We start from the raw sequence: 19,433 nt of genomic DNA, 5'->3' as shown, positions 1-19,433 counted from the left end.
AGGTAATAATGAGCCACTATGCCAAGCTAATCACCTTACTATTAATTGGCTCACTTAGCCTTAACGCTTATTTATTATGGCCGCAGCCCGCGTTAACTAAAGTACAAAAAACGCAAAGTACCCAGCAAAGTGTATTACCTAAACAACAAAATACGTTACTAAATACAGCAAAGCAGCAATTTAAAAAACACCAATTTGAAGCCGCACTTAATAGCTATCAACAGTTAAAAAACAGCAATCCAGAAAGTGCAAAAAAACTTTATTCATCGTGGCTAGTACAGCTTAAAACATGGCTAAGAAGCAATTTATTACTCAGCGAGTCATTTCTCAATGCGCTATTAAATAACAGCCCTTATAACGTAGAATTACTTAACTTTCAGGTTGAGTATTTAATAAGTAGCGAGCAAACACAAAACGCCATTATTGCTTTATTTGAGTTGTTTCCGTTGCTATCTGCTGATCAGCAAAGCAATGCAAATACACGCTTAAATACGCTCACTCAAAACGAATTACACACATTAACTGAGCAACAAAATTGGCAAGCTATTATTGAGCAAACACAAATTTGGCTTGATTATAAAAGTGATAACGCACAGTTTTTATACCCGCTTGCGTACGCCTACTATCAGCAAGGCGATTTAATTAGCGCACAAGCAACGCTTGATCGAATGCCAAACCAGCACAATCTAAAAAGCCAAGTGCAAACACTGCAAGCGATGATCAATAAAGCACAATCGCAAGACGACTTCGTTGCTTTAACGCCTTACGGCGCACATTACTTAATAAACACCGAAATAAATAATAATCTATCGACCGAACTAATGATTGATACTGGCGCAAGCGTGACCTCGCTACCTACAAGTATAATTGAGCAAATTTCGCCACAACCTTTATATTTAGGCGATGTAACGGTAAATACAGCTAACGGTCAAATTATTGTAAAGCGTTATCAAATTGAATCATTTAAAGTGGGCTCGCAAATTATTTATGGTTTTGAAGTGTTGAGTATTGAAAACACCCGCGGCCAAGGTTTGCTAGGAATGAACTTTCTATCGCGATTTAAATTCAATATAAATCAGCAAACAGATGAGCTAGAGTTGAGCGCTAAATAATTAAAAAACCAAAGGTAACACATGACACTAAATGACTATTTAAAAACCCTCGCAGAAAACCCAAAAAGCATTCAATTTACCGATACAATGGCGGTGATTGAAGCAAATTACGAATTTACTGCATGTGGCTTTAATAACCATGGATTACTTAGCGCTGCGAGTGAGAACAACGGCTCGTGTAAAATTTTTGCGTTTGCTAAATTAAACGACTTAAGTAAACAAAATACGTTGGATTGTTTTGGTAAGTTTTACCGAGAAGACGTGCTGCAAAACCCAAAAGGGGATGATCACATGAACATTCGCACGTTTATGTTAGCACCAGAGGCAACACCTTTTTTAGGTGTTACCTTTGAAGGCGAGCCACTAAAAGAAAAATAGCCAGCAAAATTAAAGTGGCTTTTCCATAAAATAACGCGTACCTGAGCGTGGGTAATTATTAAGTTGATACTTAACTCTATAACCCCGCTTTTCATAAAAGGGTTTTGCTTGAAAATCAAGTGTATCAAGCTGAGCAGTTGTTGCACCTAATTCAATAGCAGCTTGCTCAAGTGCCGTTAGCAACTTACCTGCAAGCCCCTTACCTCGCGCACTATCGCTACACCATAGCCAACTAACCATCAGCCAATTTCCAAACACACACCCACTAATACCGGCAACAAGCTCACCTTGCTCATCAGTAAATTTATAGCCTAATGGCACTCTTTGCGCATCAAAATGCTGGGCGTTAAATTCAACTATTTTACTACGTAGTACAGAGCTTAATACGTCGGAGTGATCTGCTTGTAATTGGTACATATTGCGCTTCTCAAAAAGCGAATGTTAGCAAACTCATACCATCAATACAGATTATTTTTACCATAAGGTACTTCAAGCATATTGCTGCCGGTTTTTTCTGGCTGACCGCACATTTCGTCATAAGCACTAGTTTGCCTTAATATCATCTGTGCATATGCTATTTTGTCAAAACGCTTTTGAACATGCAGTGGGCTTAGCGCTCTTAAAAACTTACCGCTGTCTTCTGTTACATAATATTCAACGTTATTAATCATTACCGATACTTGATAAAGCGCCATATCTAACGAGTGAACAATAACTTTTTGTAGCGGCTCATGCTTCTTTAACTGTGAAAATTTAATACCCATAATTTTTGCCTTAATTAAATTTAACAGTATCGATACGCAGCTTTGCTATAATCGCGATCAAATTTTTATTAGCCGCTGGCATCACACGTTATGAGCACAAAAATCCGACTCGCTAAATATATTGCCCATGCGGGTATTTGTTCTCGTAAACAAGCATCGCGTTTAATTGATGAAGGTGTTGTGACTGTAAATAATCGCCCAGCGAATCATATAGATCACGTTGACGAGCAAGACACGATAATAGTGAACGAAAAAGAAATTAAAGGCGCGGCCGATTTAGTTTATTTTGCGTATCACAAGCCGGTAGGCATTGACTGCAAATTAAATATTGATGACCCTGCCAGCCTTATTCACCACTTGCCTACACTTACCCGTGTTTACCCTATTGGTCGATTAGATAAAGACTCTCGTGGTTTGCTTATTTTGACCAACGATGGGGATTTTTGTAACCAACTAATACATCCTGATTTCCACCAGCCTAAACATTATTTAGTCACCGTAAATAAGCCTTTAGACGATGCTTTTTGTAGCAAAATGGCAGCAGGCGTACCCGTTGATAAACACATAACCCTGCCTTGTGAAGTAAATAAAATAGCCAGTAATCAGTTTAGTATTGTTTTAAAACAAGGGCTAAACAGACAAATACGTAAAATGGCGCATTACTGCGGATACAAAGTTATTGATTTATATAGATCGCAATTTAGTGACCTCACCCTTTCAAAACTAAACCTACCTGAAAACCAATATATACAAATTAATAAAACCGACATTTCAAAAATCTAATACCAAGTCACTTAACTACATCTCAAAAAGTTAAAAATAAACTTGCAAAAATAGATTACAGGCGTAGTCTTAAATTAAAGATTACATTTGTAGGCAATAGCATGATTGAATTATCAAAAGCAGAGTTTGACGTGCTCGACGCACTTTGGATTAACTACCCCGCCACCGCGAGCCAAATAATTGAGCGCTTAAGCGACGATAAGCAATGGCACGAAAAAACCATTAAAACCCTGCTAGGTCGACTAGTAAAAAAAGGCGCACTTACATTTGAAAAAGAAGGTCGCCAGTATATTTATACTCCCTGTATGGAGCGCGCCGACTACACCCTAAAAGAAAGCCAAAACTTTATTGAGCGATTTTTTAGTGGGCGTATTGCGCCACTTGTAAGTGGCTTTGCTAAATCGGAGCAGCTTTCTCAGCAAGATATAAACGAGCTTAAAAAAGTTATAGATGACTGGGAAAAAAACCAAAAGTAAGGGATTAACATGGTTATTCAAACTGGGTTTAATTGGTTGATTGAGCAGCAACTACTATTAAGTATTTTGTTTTGTGGATTTATTTTACTCGAGCGATTTGGTTTAAAAGCCCTTGGCTCGCGATTTGTATATAAATTAGCATGGCTATTACCTGCGGCATTGGTTATTGCTAATTTACCAAACGCAATTAAACCACTGCAAAACAGTAATATTAGTCACTACTTAATCACCCCCAACCAATCTTTTACAAACGAGGTAGGTATTAGCTGGGCGCTCATGTATCTACTTATTACCGCAGGGTTATTAATAGCTAGCTTTATTACACATACCCGTTTTGTTAAAAGCCTGCAGTTAACTGAGTTAACCCAATTTGAAGGCACTCTTACCGCTGGTGTTAATGCCTATACCAGCCAATATGTGGCCACGCCAATGGTGATCGGGATTTTAAACAGCAAGCTAGTGTTACCGAGTAACTATAATGCGCAATTCGATAAAGCCACATTAGCACTTATTTTAGAGCACGAAAACGTACACATTAAACGCAAAGACAACCTAACAAACGCACTTATATTACTGCCTACTATTTTACTTTGGTTTAACCCACTAGCTTGGGCTTGTTACGCAAGCATGCGCCGTCTACAAGAGCTGACTTGTGATGAACGGGTACTTGCCAATAAAACCACACAACAACACATTTTATACAGCAAAGCCTTAATAAGCTGTGCGGCAAATGCGCCCACAGGACTTATGGCTTATTCACACTACGGAGATAAAAAAACCATGTTACAACGACTTACTAATATAAAACACAGCGGGGAGCGTTCAAAGTTTGCTAAAGGTGGCTTATTACTTGTAGCCGCAAGCATGCTAAGCGGCTTAGCAATTGCAAAGCAACCAGAAGTAAATAAAACGCAAGAGGAACATATTTCACCAACAATACGCATTGAACCTGCTTACCCAATAAAAGCAGCTCAACAAGGGATCAGCGGCTCTGTTGTATTAAAATACGATATTGCAGCAAACGGTAAAACAAAAAACATTAGTGTTATTCAATCTAAACCTAAAGATGTTTTTGATAAATCAGCGAAAGAGGCACTAGCAAAATGGAAATATAAAGCATCTGATTCAGGTTTTGAAGATGTACTTGTACAACTAGATTTTGCGATTAATAGTGAAGTGGCACCTACCGATTTAATTGAGCGAATTAAAGTATCGCATTAACGCCACCGGGTTGTTCAAGACTACAAAGCAAGCGCCCTTTTAGGCTGCTTGCTTTGTGGTTTTACGCTATAAAGTTATAAACTCACCACAATCATGGCAATCGCCGTACCCAAACCAATAAACCACACTAATGAGCGAATTATATCTAGGTTCATATAGTAAAATACGCAATACAAAATACGCGACACAATATGCGTAACCGCTAACATTTCGGTCACTGCACCTACAGAGTTAGTGCCGAGTACAACTGCAATAGCGACAGCAAAAACAGCAAGCGATTCAAAACAGTTTTGATGAGCAGCGAGCGCCCGTGCACCAAAGCCGGTTAATTTTATTTGTTGCGCCCTTGGGTGTTTATTGTCGTATCGACCTAATTTTGCCATTGCTATAGCAACCGGCACTTTTGCAAAGTAAGGCATTAATACCGCAAGTAATGCACATACAACTAATGTTGTCATAATTTATCCTTTTAATGTTTCGGATAATTTAGCATAAGCGCAATAAAAAAGCCGCCAGATACGTTTATGACAAACTCTGGCGGCTAACAATAACATCAGACCTACTATAGCTAAATTTATCCTCAAACCCGTGCGACATAATGTCGCAGATGATGAATATTCAACATCACGGTTAATGCATCGCTTTACTTCACAAAGCTTGTTAACTTTACTGCCTTACATTTTAACGATGACAATCATGACCTGGATATTTTTCACTTTTTTAGCCGCTTTCATGCAAGCATGGCGTAATGCCCTGCAAAGTAAATTAAGTAACGATGTGAGTGTTGCTGGCGTAACCCTCTCCCGCTTTATTATTGCAGGCCCTATTGCTGCCGTGTATTTATATGGTTTGTATCAATATCAAGATACCACCATGCCTACATTTAATAATGCCTTTTGGGGATTTATTGTAGGCGCAAGTGTTATGCAAATACTTGCTACCGGTTTAATGGTTAAGTTGTTTAAAATGAATAATTACGCTGTAGGTGCTGGTCTTGCCAAAAGCGAGGCGTTAGTAGCTGCCATTTTAGGTGTATTATTTTTTGGCTCGGCACTTTCTTTGCTTGGTTGGCTTGGTGTGTTTTTTGGCGCTATTGCCGTATTGCTGCTCAGCGGCATAACAAGCGTTAAACACTTTAATGCTAAAACTGCATTACTAGGCCTTGCTTGTGGTACTTGCTTTGCACTTACCTCACTGTGGGTACGAGAAGCGAGTTTAAATTCAGGGTTACTATTCCCACATTCTGCCGCTTGGGTTTTACTGTTTGTAATCAGCCTACAAACGCTAATACTACTTGGCTATTTATTATTAAAAGAGCCGCAAACACTCAGTAAACTGTGGCAATACAAAGGCACTACAGCCGCAATTAGTGTTTTTAGTTGTGTCGGCTCTATTGGTTGGTTTAGTGCAATGAGCTTACAACATGTTGCTTACGTTAAAACACTTGGACAGGTTGAAGTATTTTTTACCATGCTAATTGCCGTACTTTGGTTAAAACAGCCACTTAAAAAACAAGATACTGCAGGCTTAATACTCATTGCTATTGCCGCTATTTTGGTAATGTTACCGTATTAATGGCAGCATAAAAAAGCGCAGGCTTTTACACCTGCGCTGTTATAATTTTTTATAGTTTTAATAACTGATTCTAAGAGCTGATTTTTAGCGTTATCACACCACTAATAATCATTAATACTCCCGCAATACGACCAAACGTAGCGGCATCGTTATAAAACAATATACCCACTAAGAACGTACCTGCAGCGCCAATACCTGTCCATACGGCGTATGAGGTGCCCATAGATATTTGCTTTTGGGCGAGCCACAACATAAAACCACTAGCAACTAAAAATGCCACCGCTATTACTATGCCTTGCCATCGGGTTTCTGGGTTTTGCGATATTTTCAAGCCAATCGGCCAGCCAATTTCAAGTAAACCAGCAATAATTAAGTACATCCACGCCATTAAGCATCTCTCTTTTTCAAAATTACGTCGTATAAATCTTCACGGCGATCTTTTAAGTTACGCACCGTGCCTTCGCTGTGAAGAATTTTTAGCTTATCCATATCAAGATCGCTAAATAATAGCATTTCTGTATTAGGTGTGGCTTCGTTAAGTGTTGCATCGTGCGGGAATGAAAAATCTGATGGCGTTAAAACTGCCGATTGTGAGTACTGCACATCAAGGCTTTCTACTTGAGGTAAGTTACCCACTGAGCCTGCAATAACAACATAACATTCGTTTTCGATTGCACGCGCTTGCGCGCAATGGCGAACCCGTAAGTAGCTATTTTTAGTGTCCGTCCAAAATGGGACGAACAAAATATCGAGCCCTTGTTTTGCTAATATGCGTGAAAGCTCAGGAAACTCTACGTCATAACAAATTTGAATACCTACACGCCCAGCATCGGTTTCAAATACGGCAATTTTGTCGCCGCCTTGAATAACCCAATCGTTTTGTTCATGCGGGGTAATATGTATTTTACGTTGCTCGTCTATTTTACCGCTGCGGTGGCATAAATAACTCACGTTATAAATTTTATCGTCTTCGGCAAGTGGCATAGAGCCGGTAATTATATTGGCGTTGTATTCTATTGCCATACGCGACATCGCGTTTTTAAACGTTTCGGTGTATTCGGCTAAATAACGAATCGCTTCAGTTTGGTTGCTTTGATTTCCTAAACCCATTAGTGGTGCGTTAAAAAACTCAGGGAATAATATAAAGTCACTTTTGTAGTCAGATACGGTATCTACAAAGTATTCAACCTGCTTTAGCATTTCTTCAACCGATTCAACGCAGCGCATTTGCCATTGCACAGCACCTACACGCACGATTGATTTAGTTGACTCAAGTACCGTGTCGGTTGGTTCATACATAATGTTATTCCACTCAAGTAAAGTGGCGTAACCAACTGACTCTTGATCCTCCGGTAAGTACTTTTTAAGTAAACGCTTTACCTGAAAATCGTTAGATAACTGAAAACTTAAAATAGGGTCGTACAACTCTCTCTGATCTACTTTTGCAATATATTCCATTGGCGTCATTTCACTACTGTGATTAAAATAACGTGGAATACGCCCACCCGCTAAAATAGCGCGTAGGTTATATTGGCGGCACAGTTCTTTACGGGCATCATAAAGGCGACGACCTAAGCGCATGCCTCTGTGAGTTTCGCTAATAGCAACATCTAAGCCGTATAGCGCATCGCCGTCGGTATCGCTAAATACACGGTCGTGGCCATCTGCAATATCTTCGTAGGTATGCGGGTTTGAAAAGCGTGTGTAATCAACTTGCACGCTCAGCGCTAAGCCCACCAGCACGCCGTCATCTACAATACCTATTTGTCCTTCAGGAAATTGGTCTATTAATCTAAAAATGGTATGACTTGGCCACGCACCACCTAAGTCGGGATACGCTTGATCCATCAAGGTTTTAATTTGCGGATATTGCTCTCTGGTTAAGTTACAAATTTCAAGATGGGTTTTTTCTGCCGACATACACAACTCCTTTAGGCATAAGAAAATAAAAGCCGAATGTACGCTCGATTAAATCAAGAATACACTCAGCTTTGTATCATGTTTTTTACTTTAGATGTACTACTTTAAGCTGCGGTAAAAGAGTGTGGTTACTTTCTCTTTTGGTAACCAGCCAGCGTATTCAAGACCAAGTTCAGCCAATGGATCGGCTTTAAGTACTTGCTCTAAGCTTGCATTATTTTGCATTGCTTTTAGCATCACATCTTTCGCGCTTTGAACTAACTTACCATACGCTATTAGTCCTGAACGGTCACTTACCTTACCGTGTCCTGGTATTACTTTAGTGTTGTCGTCAATTTGTTTAACTACATCGTCTACTGCCGCTAAAATACCATTAACGCTACCGCCGCTATCTACATCAACAAACGGTAAGCTACCAAAATTAAAGTAAATGTCGCCCATGTGTACTATGTTGTCGTTACTGAAAAAGATAACTGAATCGCCATCGGTATGTGCATGCTCATAATGCACCACATGGGCGTGTTCGTTATTAAAATGCAGTTTTAAATCGTGACCAAAACTAATGCGCGGTAAAAAGTCTGACCCTTCTCCATGCTGCTCTTCTAAACGTTTATGTACATTGTCGTGTGCTATAACGTGCGCACCCGCTTTAGCAAAATTTTCGTTGCCGCCGGTGTGATCGCCATGATGATGCGTATTAATAACAAACTCTGCGCTGCCTGGTTTTAAATCGCTAATCGTTTTTTTAATATCATCTGATAACTTGGCAAACTGATCATCAATAATATAAATGCCATCATCGCCTACACTTGCTGCAATATTACCGCCTTGCCCAAATAGTACGTATACATGGTCACTTAATTTTTGTGCTGTTACTGGGCCTTCATCGGCTTGCGCTGTAGTGCTTAGTAATAAACCTGTTATTAATGCGGGTAGTATTTTTTTCATTTTAGTTCTCTGTTGTTTTATTAGTGATTATATAGAACGTGTTTAGCTATACTTTAGTTCATCGCGTAGGCTCTATTACTATTTGATGTATTAATTCTTGAGGTAATAAAGGCGTATGTTTGCCCTCTACATAGTCACTAAAACCCGCTCTATAAAATTCAGATAACGGATGCCCCGATTGCCCTCCCGGAATAGCTAAAATTGCACGTTCTAAATGACCTGGTTGAGCAATAAAGCGCTGCGATGCGCCAAAACTACGCCCTTGTACGGCGGGCATGTAACTATCGCCAAAACCTTGTGCTGTAGGCATATTTAAAAACTTAGCAAGTAAGGGAATTTGCTTTGCAAACGGATGCTCTATTACTAGCTCGTTTACCTTGCCCCACTGCCAACTTTGTACGTTATTACCAAATTGCTCGGTAAGCTTAGTAACAGTTTGGCTAAATGCACCGAGTAATTGCGCATCCCAACTTTTAAATTGTGGGTTTAACCATGTGTCGGGTTTGTTGTTAATAAGCTGCCAAACTGCGGGCTCTAAATCTCGTTTTACGTATTTTAGTGTGCCTTGTTGTTTATTTAGTTGGCTTTCAATATTACTAAATAAAATATTAATCACTTCATCGCGGTAGCGCTTAACTAAGGTATACCCTATGGAGGTTGAACACGCACATTGCTGCCAATTTTCGAGCGCGGTTATATATTGCTGATTTTTAGTTTGCTCGGTGTTTAATTGCTTTAATAACAGAGCATGCCAAGGCATTAAAAAGCGAGCTTGGTTATCGAGCTGTAGTGCGTAAAAGTCGCTCTCTGCAAATGTTTGTTTTTCAAATAATCTGTCACGAATTTGACTCGAACGCGCACCAAGTGCATAACCACCATTACCAAAACGGGTATTATCTTCAGCCGACACCACGCGAGAATTACCAGTCCATAATCGCCCGCTTTGTGGGTTTTTAACAAATGGGCGTTGTAACTCGCTTTGCTGCCAAAGCGCTGAGTAGTCATCGGCATTTACGCCAAGTTCGCTAGGCGTTTTACGCGCTGGTATACCGCCCATATGCTTCCACGCTGCGCTGCCTTGGCTGTCGACCACCATTAGATTTTGCACCGGTATTCCCACATCGCTTGCGACAGCAAGTGCATCTTCTACTGTTTTGGCTTGCTCTAATTTTAATAACTGCATATTAACGGCATAAGGCTGGTGTGCCGCCCAACTAAGTGCATAAGGTTTTTCGTTAATGTATTTTACAGGACCGTATTCGCTGAGTATTAATGAGTAGTTTTCGACCTCCCCATCGGGTAATGCAATTGGCTCATCAACTTGCCATGTTTTACTGTTATCGTTTAATGCAATCCAATCGGCGGTATCTAAATAACCGTTAGTAAATCCCCATGCAACATTATTGTTAGTGCCCACTACAATGGCGGGCGCTCCGGGCAGCGATACACCGGTTACCTGAGCAGGCTCTCCATTTTTTATATAATTTAACTGCGCTCTGTACCAAATTACAGGCACTGCCATCGATAAGTGCATATCATCCGACACCATACCCGCACCTGTTTTAGTAAGCGCCCCCGTAACTGCCCAGTTATTACTGCCGCGCTCTTGGTTAGCGTCAATGCTTTTAACTGTCTGTTTTGTTTGAGTTGGCAAAGTAGGTATGCCGCCGTTATAAGCCGCTAATTTGCTGTCATCAAGCGCGGCTTGGTATTGACTTGGTTGCGTTAAAAAATCAACCATTTGCTTACCATACGCTTGCTCAATTTGAATAAGTGCTTGGTCACGCTCAAATGTGGCGCTTTGTAAATCAAGGTACATGCTAAATATAACTAATAGGCTGTCTTCACTTTGCCATGGCTTTTGTGTTGCACCTGTTAGTAAATATTCAAAGCTTGAATACCCTACTTGCGCCAATCCTTCGTTTACACCTTGAGCGTAACTTTTAAGTAATTGTTTATCGGATTCAGGCAGCGTTTGTAAAATAGTGTGGCTGCGTTTACGTAATTGATGAAAACGCATTTTTTTATCAAGCCCCAGCGCCGCTTCACCAAATAATTCACTTAGCTCGCCTGCGGCATTACGTCTTAATAAATCCATTTGAAAAAAGCGGTCTTGCCCATGCGCATAACCTAAACCATAGGCGGCGTCGTTTCGGCTATTTGCGTTTATTACTGCTTGCCCTAGTGCATCGCGCGAAATTTTTACAGGCTCTACTACTGCGTTACTACGTCCGTTTCCATCAAGGGCGGGTAAACTTAAAGTAAGTACACCATAAACAACGGCGGTACTTGCCAGTCCTAAAATCACAATTAATAACAACAAGCGTTTGATTACTTTAAACATCAACCTTTCCTTTGCACGTTTTTGACCAAGCGTTAAGGGCATATAATAACCATAGTTTTATTAAATAATAATGTTCTTGCTCGCAAAGGGTGAAATAAACATCAAAATCCACGATAATGTCTGCTCCACACATCGTGCAGAACTAGTTGAGTAAAATATGACTGAAAAAACATTTATCAAAGGTAAAGACCGCGACCTAGAATCGTCAATCTCTACCATGCAAAACAAGCTTAAAGCCCTAAACATTAATGTTGAAGAAGCGCTTTGGCTTAACCCTGTAGCTAACTGTTATTCGGTTCATATAAAAGACAGTGATTGCGGTGTTATGTTTACCAATGGTAAAGGCGCAACCGACAAAGCCTCTATTGCCTCAGCGCTAGGTGAATACTTTGAGCGTTTAAGCTGTAACTACTTTTTTGCAGACTTTTATTTAGGTGAAGAATTTGCCAATGGCGAGTTTACTCATTACCCAACCGAAAAATGGTTTAAAGTTGAAGGCGATGAAGTACCACAAGGCATTATGGACGAGAGCTTATGGGATTACTTTGACCCAGAGCGCGAACTTACCGCATCACACCTTTTTGATTTTAACTCAGGCAATATTGATCGTGGCATTTGTACCCTGCCGTACACGCGTCAACGCGATAACCAAGACGTATACATTCCAGTAAATGTTATTGGTAATATTTTTGTATCTAACGGTATGAGTGCAGGTAACACAAAATTTGAAGCACGCGTACAAGGTTTATCAGAAGTATTTGAACGCGCTATTAAAAACCGCATCATCGCCGAAGGTATTTGTTTACCAATCGTGCCTGAAGATGTTGTTAAGCAATACCCTAAAATTCACGAAGCGTGTGAAGAACTTCGCAGCCATGGCTTTCATTTACGTATTGCCGATGCATCACTTGGTGGCAAATACCCTGTAATGAGCGTAACGCTTATTAACCCAACAGATGGTTCTGTATTTGCCTCTTTTGGTGCTCACCCATCATTTGAAGTTGCACTTGAGCGTACCGTTACCGAGTTACTACAAGGTCGCCGTTTAGATCAGTTAGATGTATTTCAACCAGCAACATTTGATAACGATGAAGTAGCAACACCAGAGAACATTGAACTGCACTTTATTGATTCAAGTGGTTTGATTTCACATGATTTTTTCCGTGCAAAACCTGACTTTGAATTTGTACACTGGGACTTTAGCGGCACAACAGAGCAAGAATATAATTTCTGTACTGACCTAATTCACAGCATGGATCATGATATCTACATCATGGATTACACGCACCTAAACGTATATGCATGTCGTATTTTAGTACCGGGCATGTCAGACATTTACCCTGTTGATGAACTAATTTGGCGTAATAACAATGAAGGCGCTAAATTCCGCGAAACATTCCTATCGCTTGATCAGTACGATGCCGAGCAATGGATGGAGATTTACGACAGCCTTGAAGAAGCCGGTCACAGCGATATTATTCGCGCCGCAGAATTTATTGGTTTAGCAACTGATGCCGACACGCCATGGCACACACTGCGTATAGGTGAGCTTAAAGCGCACCTTTGCTTAGCTGCAGGCAGTGAAGAGGCAATCGATTGGGTAGATTGGATACTTCATACAGGCCAAGTAAATGAAGATGCAATGCGTCATTTTCGCTGCTTAAAAGCTATTTTAGAAATAAAATATGATGACGAGCGCCAATACGCTGATTACCAAGATGCGTTAGGCTTAATGTTTGGCGCTAATAACGTAACGCTCGCTATTGAAATTGCCGAAGGTGAAAAACAATTTAACGGTTTAACTTTCCCTGGTTTATCGCTTGAAGGCTTTAAAAAGCATGCGGCACTACTTGATGGTTACCGCAAGCTACATGTAGCAAAGCAAAATCATTGGGCGCGTGAAGTTAGCGATAGCTAAACTACTAATTATAAAAATAAAACGGCGCATTTGTTAATGCGCCGTTTTCATTTATGCCATAAATTAGCTATAGTTAATTTGCCTAAATTAACGCCACGATGTAGCTAATGCCACCGTCTACTAATAACAAAACAAATGTTCATAACTTTAAGCTGACCTTTTGGTTATCGCTTACGCTAACTGTACTAGTTGGTGTTGTTCTTGATCGTATTAACTATAATCGTGTAAAAGATGCACATAGATTACAGATACTCTCTGAAGTAAGTACCTATCGTGCTCAATTAGAATCTATTTTAGTTTCTAATATCCAACTAGTTCGAGGCTTAGGGGTTGCCGTCGCAGCACAGCCTAATTTAAAGCAAAAACAATTTGAACAAATTGCTCAACCGCTATTTAAAACCTCAAATGAGCTTCGTAATATTGGTGGCGCTCCCGATATGGTAATTCGCATGACTTACCCCTTAAAAGGTAATGAAAAAGCACTCGGTTTAAACTTCTTAGAAGAAAAAAACCAACGCGCTGATGCAATTAGAGCCCGCGATACAAATACCATAGTTATGGCTGGTCCATTAAAATTAATTCAAGGTGACATTGCACTTATTGCCCGAGTTCCTGTTTACGTACCTCCAGAGAATCGCTTTTGGGGATTACTCTCAGTTGTTCTTAATATTGATAAAGTCTACAAAAATTCGGGTATTTATGAGCTCGAAAAAGAGTATAACGTCGCTTTACAAGGCAGACATGGGCTAGGCAAAAAAGGGGAGTTTTTTTATGGTGATCAAAATATAACAGATCAAGACCCCCTTGAGTTTACATTAAGCTTTCAAGGTGGAAACTGGCAACTTTATGTTGCACCTAAAATAGGTTGGAGCCCTCCAAACTCAGCTGTATGGCCACTTCGGTTATCGATTATTATTATTTGCGGGTTATTAATTTGGGCCTTTTTATTCTTTTTAAAAATGCTTAATCGTCAGCAACAAAATGAAAAAATGCTTGAAGCAATGAGTGATCTAGCCCAAATAGGCGCATGGTCATTTAACTTAGAAACTAAACAAGTGTATTGGTCTGATATGACCAAAAAACTATTTAAACACCCATTAAATAACCAACCAGAATGGCCTAAAGATTTAAATTACTTTAAAAAAGGCACCAGCAGAGAAACAATTCAGCCTTTAATTGAGCGAGCCATAAAGTATGGTGAAAGCTACGAAGTTGAATTAGAAGTAATGGATGAAGAAGGCGAATCTGTTTGGGTACTCGTACATGGTGAAGCAGAACGAAAAAATGGACGATGCACACGTATTTTTGGCTCACTACAGAATATTGATACCCGTAAAAAAATTGAATTAGAAAACAATAAAACCGCATTACATAACGAAATTTTAGCTTCTCTCACCGTTAATAAATTAATATTAAATGGCCAACTTAGCCAATCGAAAGATATTATCACTAAGGCAATCTGCCAAGCATTCGATATTAAACGTGCCAGTATTTGGTTTTTTAACGAAGACAAGTCTCAACTAAGTCCCTTTGCTATACATAGCAAACATTCGCCCAGTGACAAAATTGACTCTATTTGGCTAAGAAAAAACAATCCCGGCTTTTTTAATGCAATAGATCATCAAGCAGTGTTTAATGCACCCGATGCACTAGAGCACCCAATACTTGCACCAATTAAAGAGCAGTATTTAATGCCACTCGAGATTAAATCAATGCTGTGCGTAATCATTCCAGCAGGAAGTGGTGCCATAGGGGTCGTTTCTGCAGAGCAGTGCCAATCTATGCGCTACTGGTCTAAAAATGAAGAAAGCTTTTTAATTGCCGTTGCTGCGCTAATAGGCAGCTTGCACTCCAGCCAGCAACGAATTGAAACCGAACAAAAGCTGGTTGCCGCCAAAGAAACTGCTGAACAAGCGGTTGAAGCTAAAAGTGAATTTTTAGCGAGTATGAGTCACGAAATTCGCACCCCCATGAATGGGGTTTTAGGTATGCTTAATATAATTAAGCAAACTCAATTAGATCTGCAGCAAAAGCATCATATCGAACTTGCTCAGTCATCAGCCCAATCTTTACTTAATATAATTAACGACATATTAGACTTTTCTAAAATTGAAGCCGGTAAACTCGATATTGAAAACGTGCAATTTAATCTGCCTCGGTTATTAGGAGAAGTGGTTGAATCGTTTGCTTTAAAAGTAGAGCAAAACAATACAAAACTTATTTTAGATGCCACTCAAATTACAGTTAGCGAAATAATTAGTGACCCTAACCGTTTACGCCAAATTTTGAATAACTTAATTGGCAACGCCGTTAAATTTACTATTGATGGCGAAGTCGTTATTACTGCCAAAGTGGATGAAACAACTGATGGCTCATTCCTACAATGTTCGATTATTGATACTGGCATTGGTATTGACCCTAAAAAACAAGCGTCGCTATTTGATTCGTTTACACAAGCAGATACCTCAACTACACGCCAGTTTGGAGGCACAGGGCTTGGCCTTGCCATAGTAAAACAACTGTGTGAGCTAATGAACGGAGAAGTAAGCGTAAACAGTATGCAAGGTGAAGGAAGTACATTTTCTTTCACAATACAAATACAGCCTCGCTTAAGCAAAGAACAAGATTTACCGAGTCATTTAATTAAAAACAAACATATTTTAATTATTGATGAGTGCTCGTTAAATGCAAATACAGCCAGCAAACAACTCACGGTATGGGGTGCAAAGGTCAATTGCTTACGTGACTATCTCGAGGTTGATGATTATTTAAATAATGTAACCACCCACCCTGAAGCTATTTTAGTTGATTACTACTTTTTTGAAAAAGCGCCGCAAACGCATATAACTGCGCTTAAAAACTTTATAAATATGCATAGTTGCAAGTTAGTTCTTATGGCGCCAATGAGTTATTCACCTGAGGAGTCTAAAGTAGGTATGGAAGTCGACTGTATGATTTTCAAACCACTCACACCTTCTGATTTGTTTGACTCACTCACGAACGATAAATACATTGAACAACAGCAGCAACAAGCACAGCTGCAAAACAAACTAACTAAAGCACCGGTACTCGATTCATCAGAGCCACAACTACTACTCGTTGAAGACAATAAAATAAACCAAGTAGTTGCCTCGGCGCTATTAAAGCAAGCAGGTGTGACTTTTGATATTGCTGAAAATGGGCTTGAGGCAATTGTAAAACTCAATGCAAAACAAGGTAAGCCATATAAGCTAGTTTTAATGGATTGCCAAATGCCCGAAATGGATGGCTACCAAGCCACTAAAGCCATTAGAGAAGGCGATGCGGGTAAGGGTAATGAAAATATTACTATTATTGCACTTACAGCCAATGCCATGCAGGGCGATAAAGAAAAATGCCTAGCCGCAGGCATGAACGACTATTTAAGTAAGCCGCTCGATTTAGCTGCCCTAAAACCTAAACTCCAGCAATGGCTTGGTATCCAATAAAGGTGTAAGCTAATAAAATACGCTTACTAATTTGAGATTATTTATGCAGTTATCAGCAAATCAACAACGTATTCTTGGTTGCTTACTAGAAAAACAAAGCACAACGCCCGAGCATTATCCGCTATCGTTAAACGCTCTAGTGAACGCATGTAACCAAAAGTCTAATCGCGACCCTGTGTTAAATCTTACAGATAGTGACGTGCAAAACGCACTTGATGAACTAATAGACATGCGTTTGGTGACTATAGATGAAGGGCTTTCTGGTCGCGTAAATAAATACGACCACCGCTTTTGCAACACTGAGTTTAGTAACCTGCAATTTTCTGCTCAGCAACGTGCCATTGTTTGTTTGTTACTTTTACGCGGCGCCCAAACCCCTGGTGAATTAAGAACCCGCAGCGCTAGGCTTGCTGATTTTAATAACGTAAATGAAGTAGAAACAGCACTCAATAAACTGATTGAAAGCGAGTACACGCGTAAATTAGAGCGAGAAGCTGGTAAACGCGACAGCCGATACATTCATTTATTTGGCGAACAACGAAATAATCCCGCTGATGCCTTTGTTGCTCTACCAAGCGAAGTAATTAAAGACAAAGAGTTGAGTGATTTACTTGCAGAAGTAGAAGAATTAAAAGTAGAGCTTCGCAGAATAAAAGCTCATTTAAAACTTTAATTAATTAAAACTAAATCACATAATAAGTTTATTGCGTATCACATATTAAATTTTATAAGGAGCTGGCAATGCGCGCCGAAATTATGGCTGAAATGAAGGTTCAGTCAACGATTGATGTAAATGCTGAGATAACTCGTCGAGTTGCTTTTATTAAAGCACGTTTAGTAGCTGCTCACTCACGATCATTAATACTGGGTATTAGTGGTGGTGTTGACTCATCAACTTGCGGTCGCTTATGTCAACTTGCCGTAAACGAGCTAAATAAAGAGCAAAACACAAACAAGTATCAGTTTATTGCTGTGCGTCTGCCTTACGGCATACAAGCCGATGAAGACGAAGCGCAACTAGCTGTTGATTTCATTCAGCCAAGTAAACGTATGACCGTAAACGTACAACCTGCTGTTGATGCACTGCATGAGCAAGCGATAGCTGCCGTAGTTGGCTGTGGTGAGGCACTGCCTGAGCAAGCGCAAATAGATTTTATTAAAGGTAATGTTAAAGCACGCCAACGTATGGTTGCTCAATACGAAATAGCCGGTTTTTGCCAAGGTTTAGTAGTAGGTACCGATCATAGTGCTGAAAATATTACTGGTTTTTATACTAAATTTGGTGACGGCGCGTGCGATTTAGCTCCGCTATTTGGTTTATCAAAACGCCAAGTGCGTGCACTTGCTACTGCGCTCGGTGCTCCAGCTTTATTAGTAGATAAAGCACCTACAGCTGATTTAGAAAGTGACCGCCCAGGCTTAACAGATGAAGAAGCACTTGGTTTGAGCTATGAGCAAATTGATGACTTTTTAGAAGGTAAATCTGTTTCTAAAGAAGTTGAACAAAAGCTTGTAAGTATTTACACGCGTACACAACATAAGCGCCAACCAATTCCAACAATTTACGATTAATGTTTAGTAAATAAGAAAAGCAATTAACCCTTTGAGGATTAATTGCTTTTTTGATCGACAGACTAATAAACTGCGTATATTTTAATAAATTAACGCTTTGAATTTTATAATACCAATTGCGTTAAATTAGTGATCTATTATAGCCCTAAGAAAATAGCGATAGATCGATCATGTTTTAATAATATTGGTATAAGTTACCCGCCAAAGAGAACACTGCCTTATATGACATCGCCCATTTTAATTACCGGCGCAGGCCAACGTATTGGTTTAGCACTTGCTCAGCATTATATGGCTCAAGGGCAAGCTGTTGTTATTACGTATCGTACTCGCCACGACGCTGTTGATGCATTAGAGCAACAAGGTGCTGTGTGTATTTATGCCGACTTTAGTACCGACGACGGTATAAACACATTTATACATACGCTTAAAAAGCACACAACATCACTGCGCGCTATTGTTCACAATGCATCAAGCTGGGACTGCGAAGCTAACAATCCTGACTTTGCAGCACTGTTTGATAACATGATGCGTATACATGCTAAAACACCGTATTTAATTAATTTAATGTGCGCTGAGCTGCTTTTAAGCTATCAACAAAGTGCTAAAGCACCTGCTGATATAATTCACCTTACTGATTATGTAGTTGAAACAGGTAGCCCTAAGCACTTAGCTTATGCAGCAAGTAAAGCGGCACTCGATAACTTAACTAAATCGTTCAGCGCTAAATATGCACCAAATATAAAGGTAAACTCGGTTGCTCCATCACTCATTATTTTTAATGAACATGATGACGAGCAATATAGAGCTAAAACCCTTAAAAAATCATTAATGGGCATTGAACCCGGATGCCAAGAAATTATCAATAGTATTGATTTACTATTACAAAGCCACTACATCACAGGACGCTCCTTGCCTGTTGATGGCGGACGCCATTTAAAGTAGAACACACTAGACT

The 19,433-nt window shown here is 39.8% G+C and carries 18 protein-coding genes; 11 read left to right on the top strand and 7 right to left on the bottom strand.

All coding sequences use genetic code 11. The features are described 5' to 3' along the window. Positions 1–8 precede the first annotated feature (8 nt). A complete protein-coding gene (locus L656_RS0108080) occupies positions 9–1,112 on the top strand; it encodes a retroviral-like aspartic protease family protein (RefSeq protein ID WP_024598819.1) in 1,104 nt (367 codons plus the stop codon). A gap of 21 nt (positions 1,113–1,133) precedes the next feature. Beyond that, positions 1,134–1,490 (top strand): HopJ type III effector protein, encoded by a 357-nt coding sequence (locus L656_RS0108075; RefSeq protein ID WP_024598818.1) that lies wholly within the window; start codon positions 1,134–1,136, stop codon positions 1,488–1,490. Between the two features lie 9 nt (positions 1,491–1,499). On the opposite strand, the gene L656_RS0108070 is transcribed toward L656_RS0108075, so the two are convergent. Both L656_RS0108070 and L656_RS0108065 read right to left on the bottom strand, forming a co-directional pair. Next, on the bottom strand, positions 1,500–1,907 hold the full coding sequence (locus tag L656_RS0108070; protein WP_024598817.1) for a GNAT family N-acetyltransferase: 408 nt from the start codon (positions 1,905–1,907) through the stop codon (positions 1,500–1,502). Between the two features lie 41 nt (positions 1,908–1,948). Next, positions 1,949–2,254, bottom strand: a complete 306-nt coding sequence (locus tag L656_RS0108065; RefSeq protein ID WP_024598816.1) for a DUF6482 family protein — start codon at positions 2,252–2,254, stop codon at positions 1,949–1,951. A 90-nt stretch (positions 2,255–2,344) separates the two neighbouring features. Here L656_RS0108065 and L656_RS0108060 point away from each other — a divergent pair, with 90 nt between their 5' ends. The 3 genes from L656_RS0108060 (at position 2,345) to L656_RS0108050 (ending at position 4,734) form a co-directional block, all read left to right on the top strand. Next, positions 2,345–3,037, top strand: coding sequence for a pseudouridine synthase (locus L656_RS0108060; protein WP_024598815.1), 693 nt, complete (start codon positions 2,345–2,347; stop codon positions 3,035–3,037). A gap of 101 nt (positions 3,038–3,138) precedes the next feature. After that, positions 3,139–3,513, top strand: coding sequence for a BlaI/MecI/CopY family transcriptional regulator (locus L656_RS0108055; RefSeq protein WP_007377323.1), 375 nt, complete (start codon positions 3,139–3,141; stop codon positions 3,511–3,513). Between the two features lie 9 nt (positions 3,514–3,522). Continuing rightward, complete coding sequence (locus L656_RS0108050) at positions 3,523–4,734, top strand: M56 family metallopeptidase (RefSeq protein ID WP_024598814.1); 1,212 nt, start codon at positions 3,523–3,525, stop codon at positions 4,732–4,734. Between the two features lie 74 nt (positions 4,735–4,808). Here L656_RS0108050 and L656_RS0108045 read toward each other — a convergent pair whose 3' ends face one another. Continuing rightward, a complete protein-coding gene (locus tag L656_RS0108045; RefSeq protein WP_024594607.1) occupies positions 4,809–5,192 on the bottom strand; it encodes an MAPEG family protein in 384 nt (127 codons plus the stop codon). A 238-nt stretch (positions 5,193–5,430) separates the two neighbouring features. Between L656_RS0108045 and L656_RS0108040 the strand changes: the two genes are divergently transcribed. After that, positions 5,431–6,309: a DMT family transporter gene (locus tag L656_RS0108040; protein ID WP_171972337.1), complete on the top strand. Its 879-nt coding sequence runs from the start codon at positions 5,431–5,433 to the stop codon at positions 6,307–6,309. A gap of 70 nt (positions 6,310–6,379) precedes the next feature. Here the strand turns inward: L656_RS0108040 and L656_RS0108035 are convergent, their stop codons facing one another. The 4 genes from L656_RS0108035 to L656_RS0108020 form a co-directional block, all read right to left on the bottom strand. Continuing rightward, the gene (locus L656_RS0108035; protein ID WP_024598812.1) at positions 6,380–6,697 is read right to left on the bottom strand and encodes a DMT family transporter; all 318 of its coding nucleotides are present in this window, start codon (positions 6,695–6,697) and stop codon (positions 6,380–6,382) included. Further along, positions 6,697–8,229 carry a carbon-nitrogen hydrolase family protein gene (locus L656_RS0108030; protein ID WP_024598811.1) on the bottom strand — a complete coding sequence of 511 codons (1,533 nt, stop codon included), beginning with the start codon at positions 8,227–8,229 and terminating at the stop codon, positions 6,697–6,699. Before L656_RS0108030 ends, L656_RS0108035 begins: the two co-directional genes overlap by 1 nt. A 99-nt stretch (positions 8,230–8,328) precedes the next feature. Beyond that, the gene (locus L656_RS0108025) at positions 8,329–9,177 is read right to left on the bottom strand and encodes an MBL fold metallo-hydrolase (protein ID WP_024598810.1); all 849 of its coding nucleotides are present in this window, start codon (positions 9,175–9,177) and stop codon (positions 8,329–8,331) included. 58 nt (positions 9,178–9,235) lie between these two features. After that, complete coding sequence (locus L656_RS0108020; protein WP_024598809.1) at positions 9,236–11,521, bottom strand: penicillin acylase family protein; 2,286 nt, start codon at positions 11,519–11,521, stop codon at positions 9,236–9,238. Between the two features lie 157 nt (positions 11,522–11,678). On the opposite strand from L656_RS0108020, the gene ycaO reads away from it, so the two are divergent. From ycaO to folM, 5 genes are all read left to right on the top strand, one after another. Then, entirely contained in the window at positions 11,679–13,439 is a 1,761-nt protein-coding gene (ycaO, locus tag L656_RS0108015) for a 30S ribosomal protein S12 methylthiotransferase accessory factor YcaO (RefSeq protein ID WP_024598808.1), read from the top strand. Positions 13,440–13,546: 107 nt separating this feature from the next. Continuing rightward, the gene (locus L656_RS0108010) at positions 13,547–16,906 is read left to right on the top strand and encodes an ATP-binding protein (protein WP_024598807.1); all 3,360 of its coding nucleotides are present in this window, start codon (positions 13,547–13,549) and stop codon (positions 16,904–16,906) included. A 43-nt stretch (positions 16,907–16,949) separates the two neighbouring features. Next, entirely contained in the window at positions 16,950–17,579 is a 630-nt protein-coding gene (locus tag L656_RS0108005) for a YceH family protein (RefSeq protein WP_024598806.1), read from the top strand. A gap of 68 nt (positions 17,580–17,647) precedes the next feature. Beyond that, positions 17,648–18,478 carry an ammonia-dependent NAD(+) synthetase gene (gene nadE / locus L656_RS0108000; RefSeq protein ID WP_024598805.1) on the top strand — a complete coding sequence of 277 codons (831 nt, stop codon included), beginning with the start codon at positions 17,648–17,650 and terminating at the stop codon, positions 18,476–18,478. A 222-nt stretch (positions 18,479–18,700) separates the two neighbouring features. Then, positions 18,701–19,420: a dihydromonapterin reductase gene (gene folM / locus L656_RS0107995; protein WP_024598804.1), complete on the top strand. Its 720-nt coding sequence runs from the start codon at positions 18,701–18,703 to the stop codon at positions 19,418–19,420. Positions 19,421–19,433 lie beyond the last annotated feature (13 nt).

Source organism: Pseudoalteromonas sp. TAE56 (assembly GCF_000497955.1).
Classification (GTDB): domain Bacteria; phylum Pseudomonadota; class Gammaproteobacteria; order Enterobacterales; family Alteromonadaceae; genus Pseudoalteromonas.
Note: the sequence above shows the minus strand (reverse complement) of the source record. Positions and strands in the feature narration are given on the sequence as shown.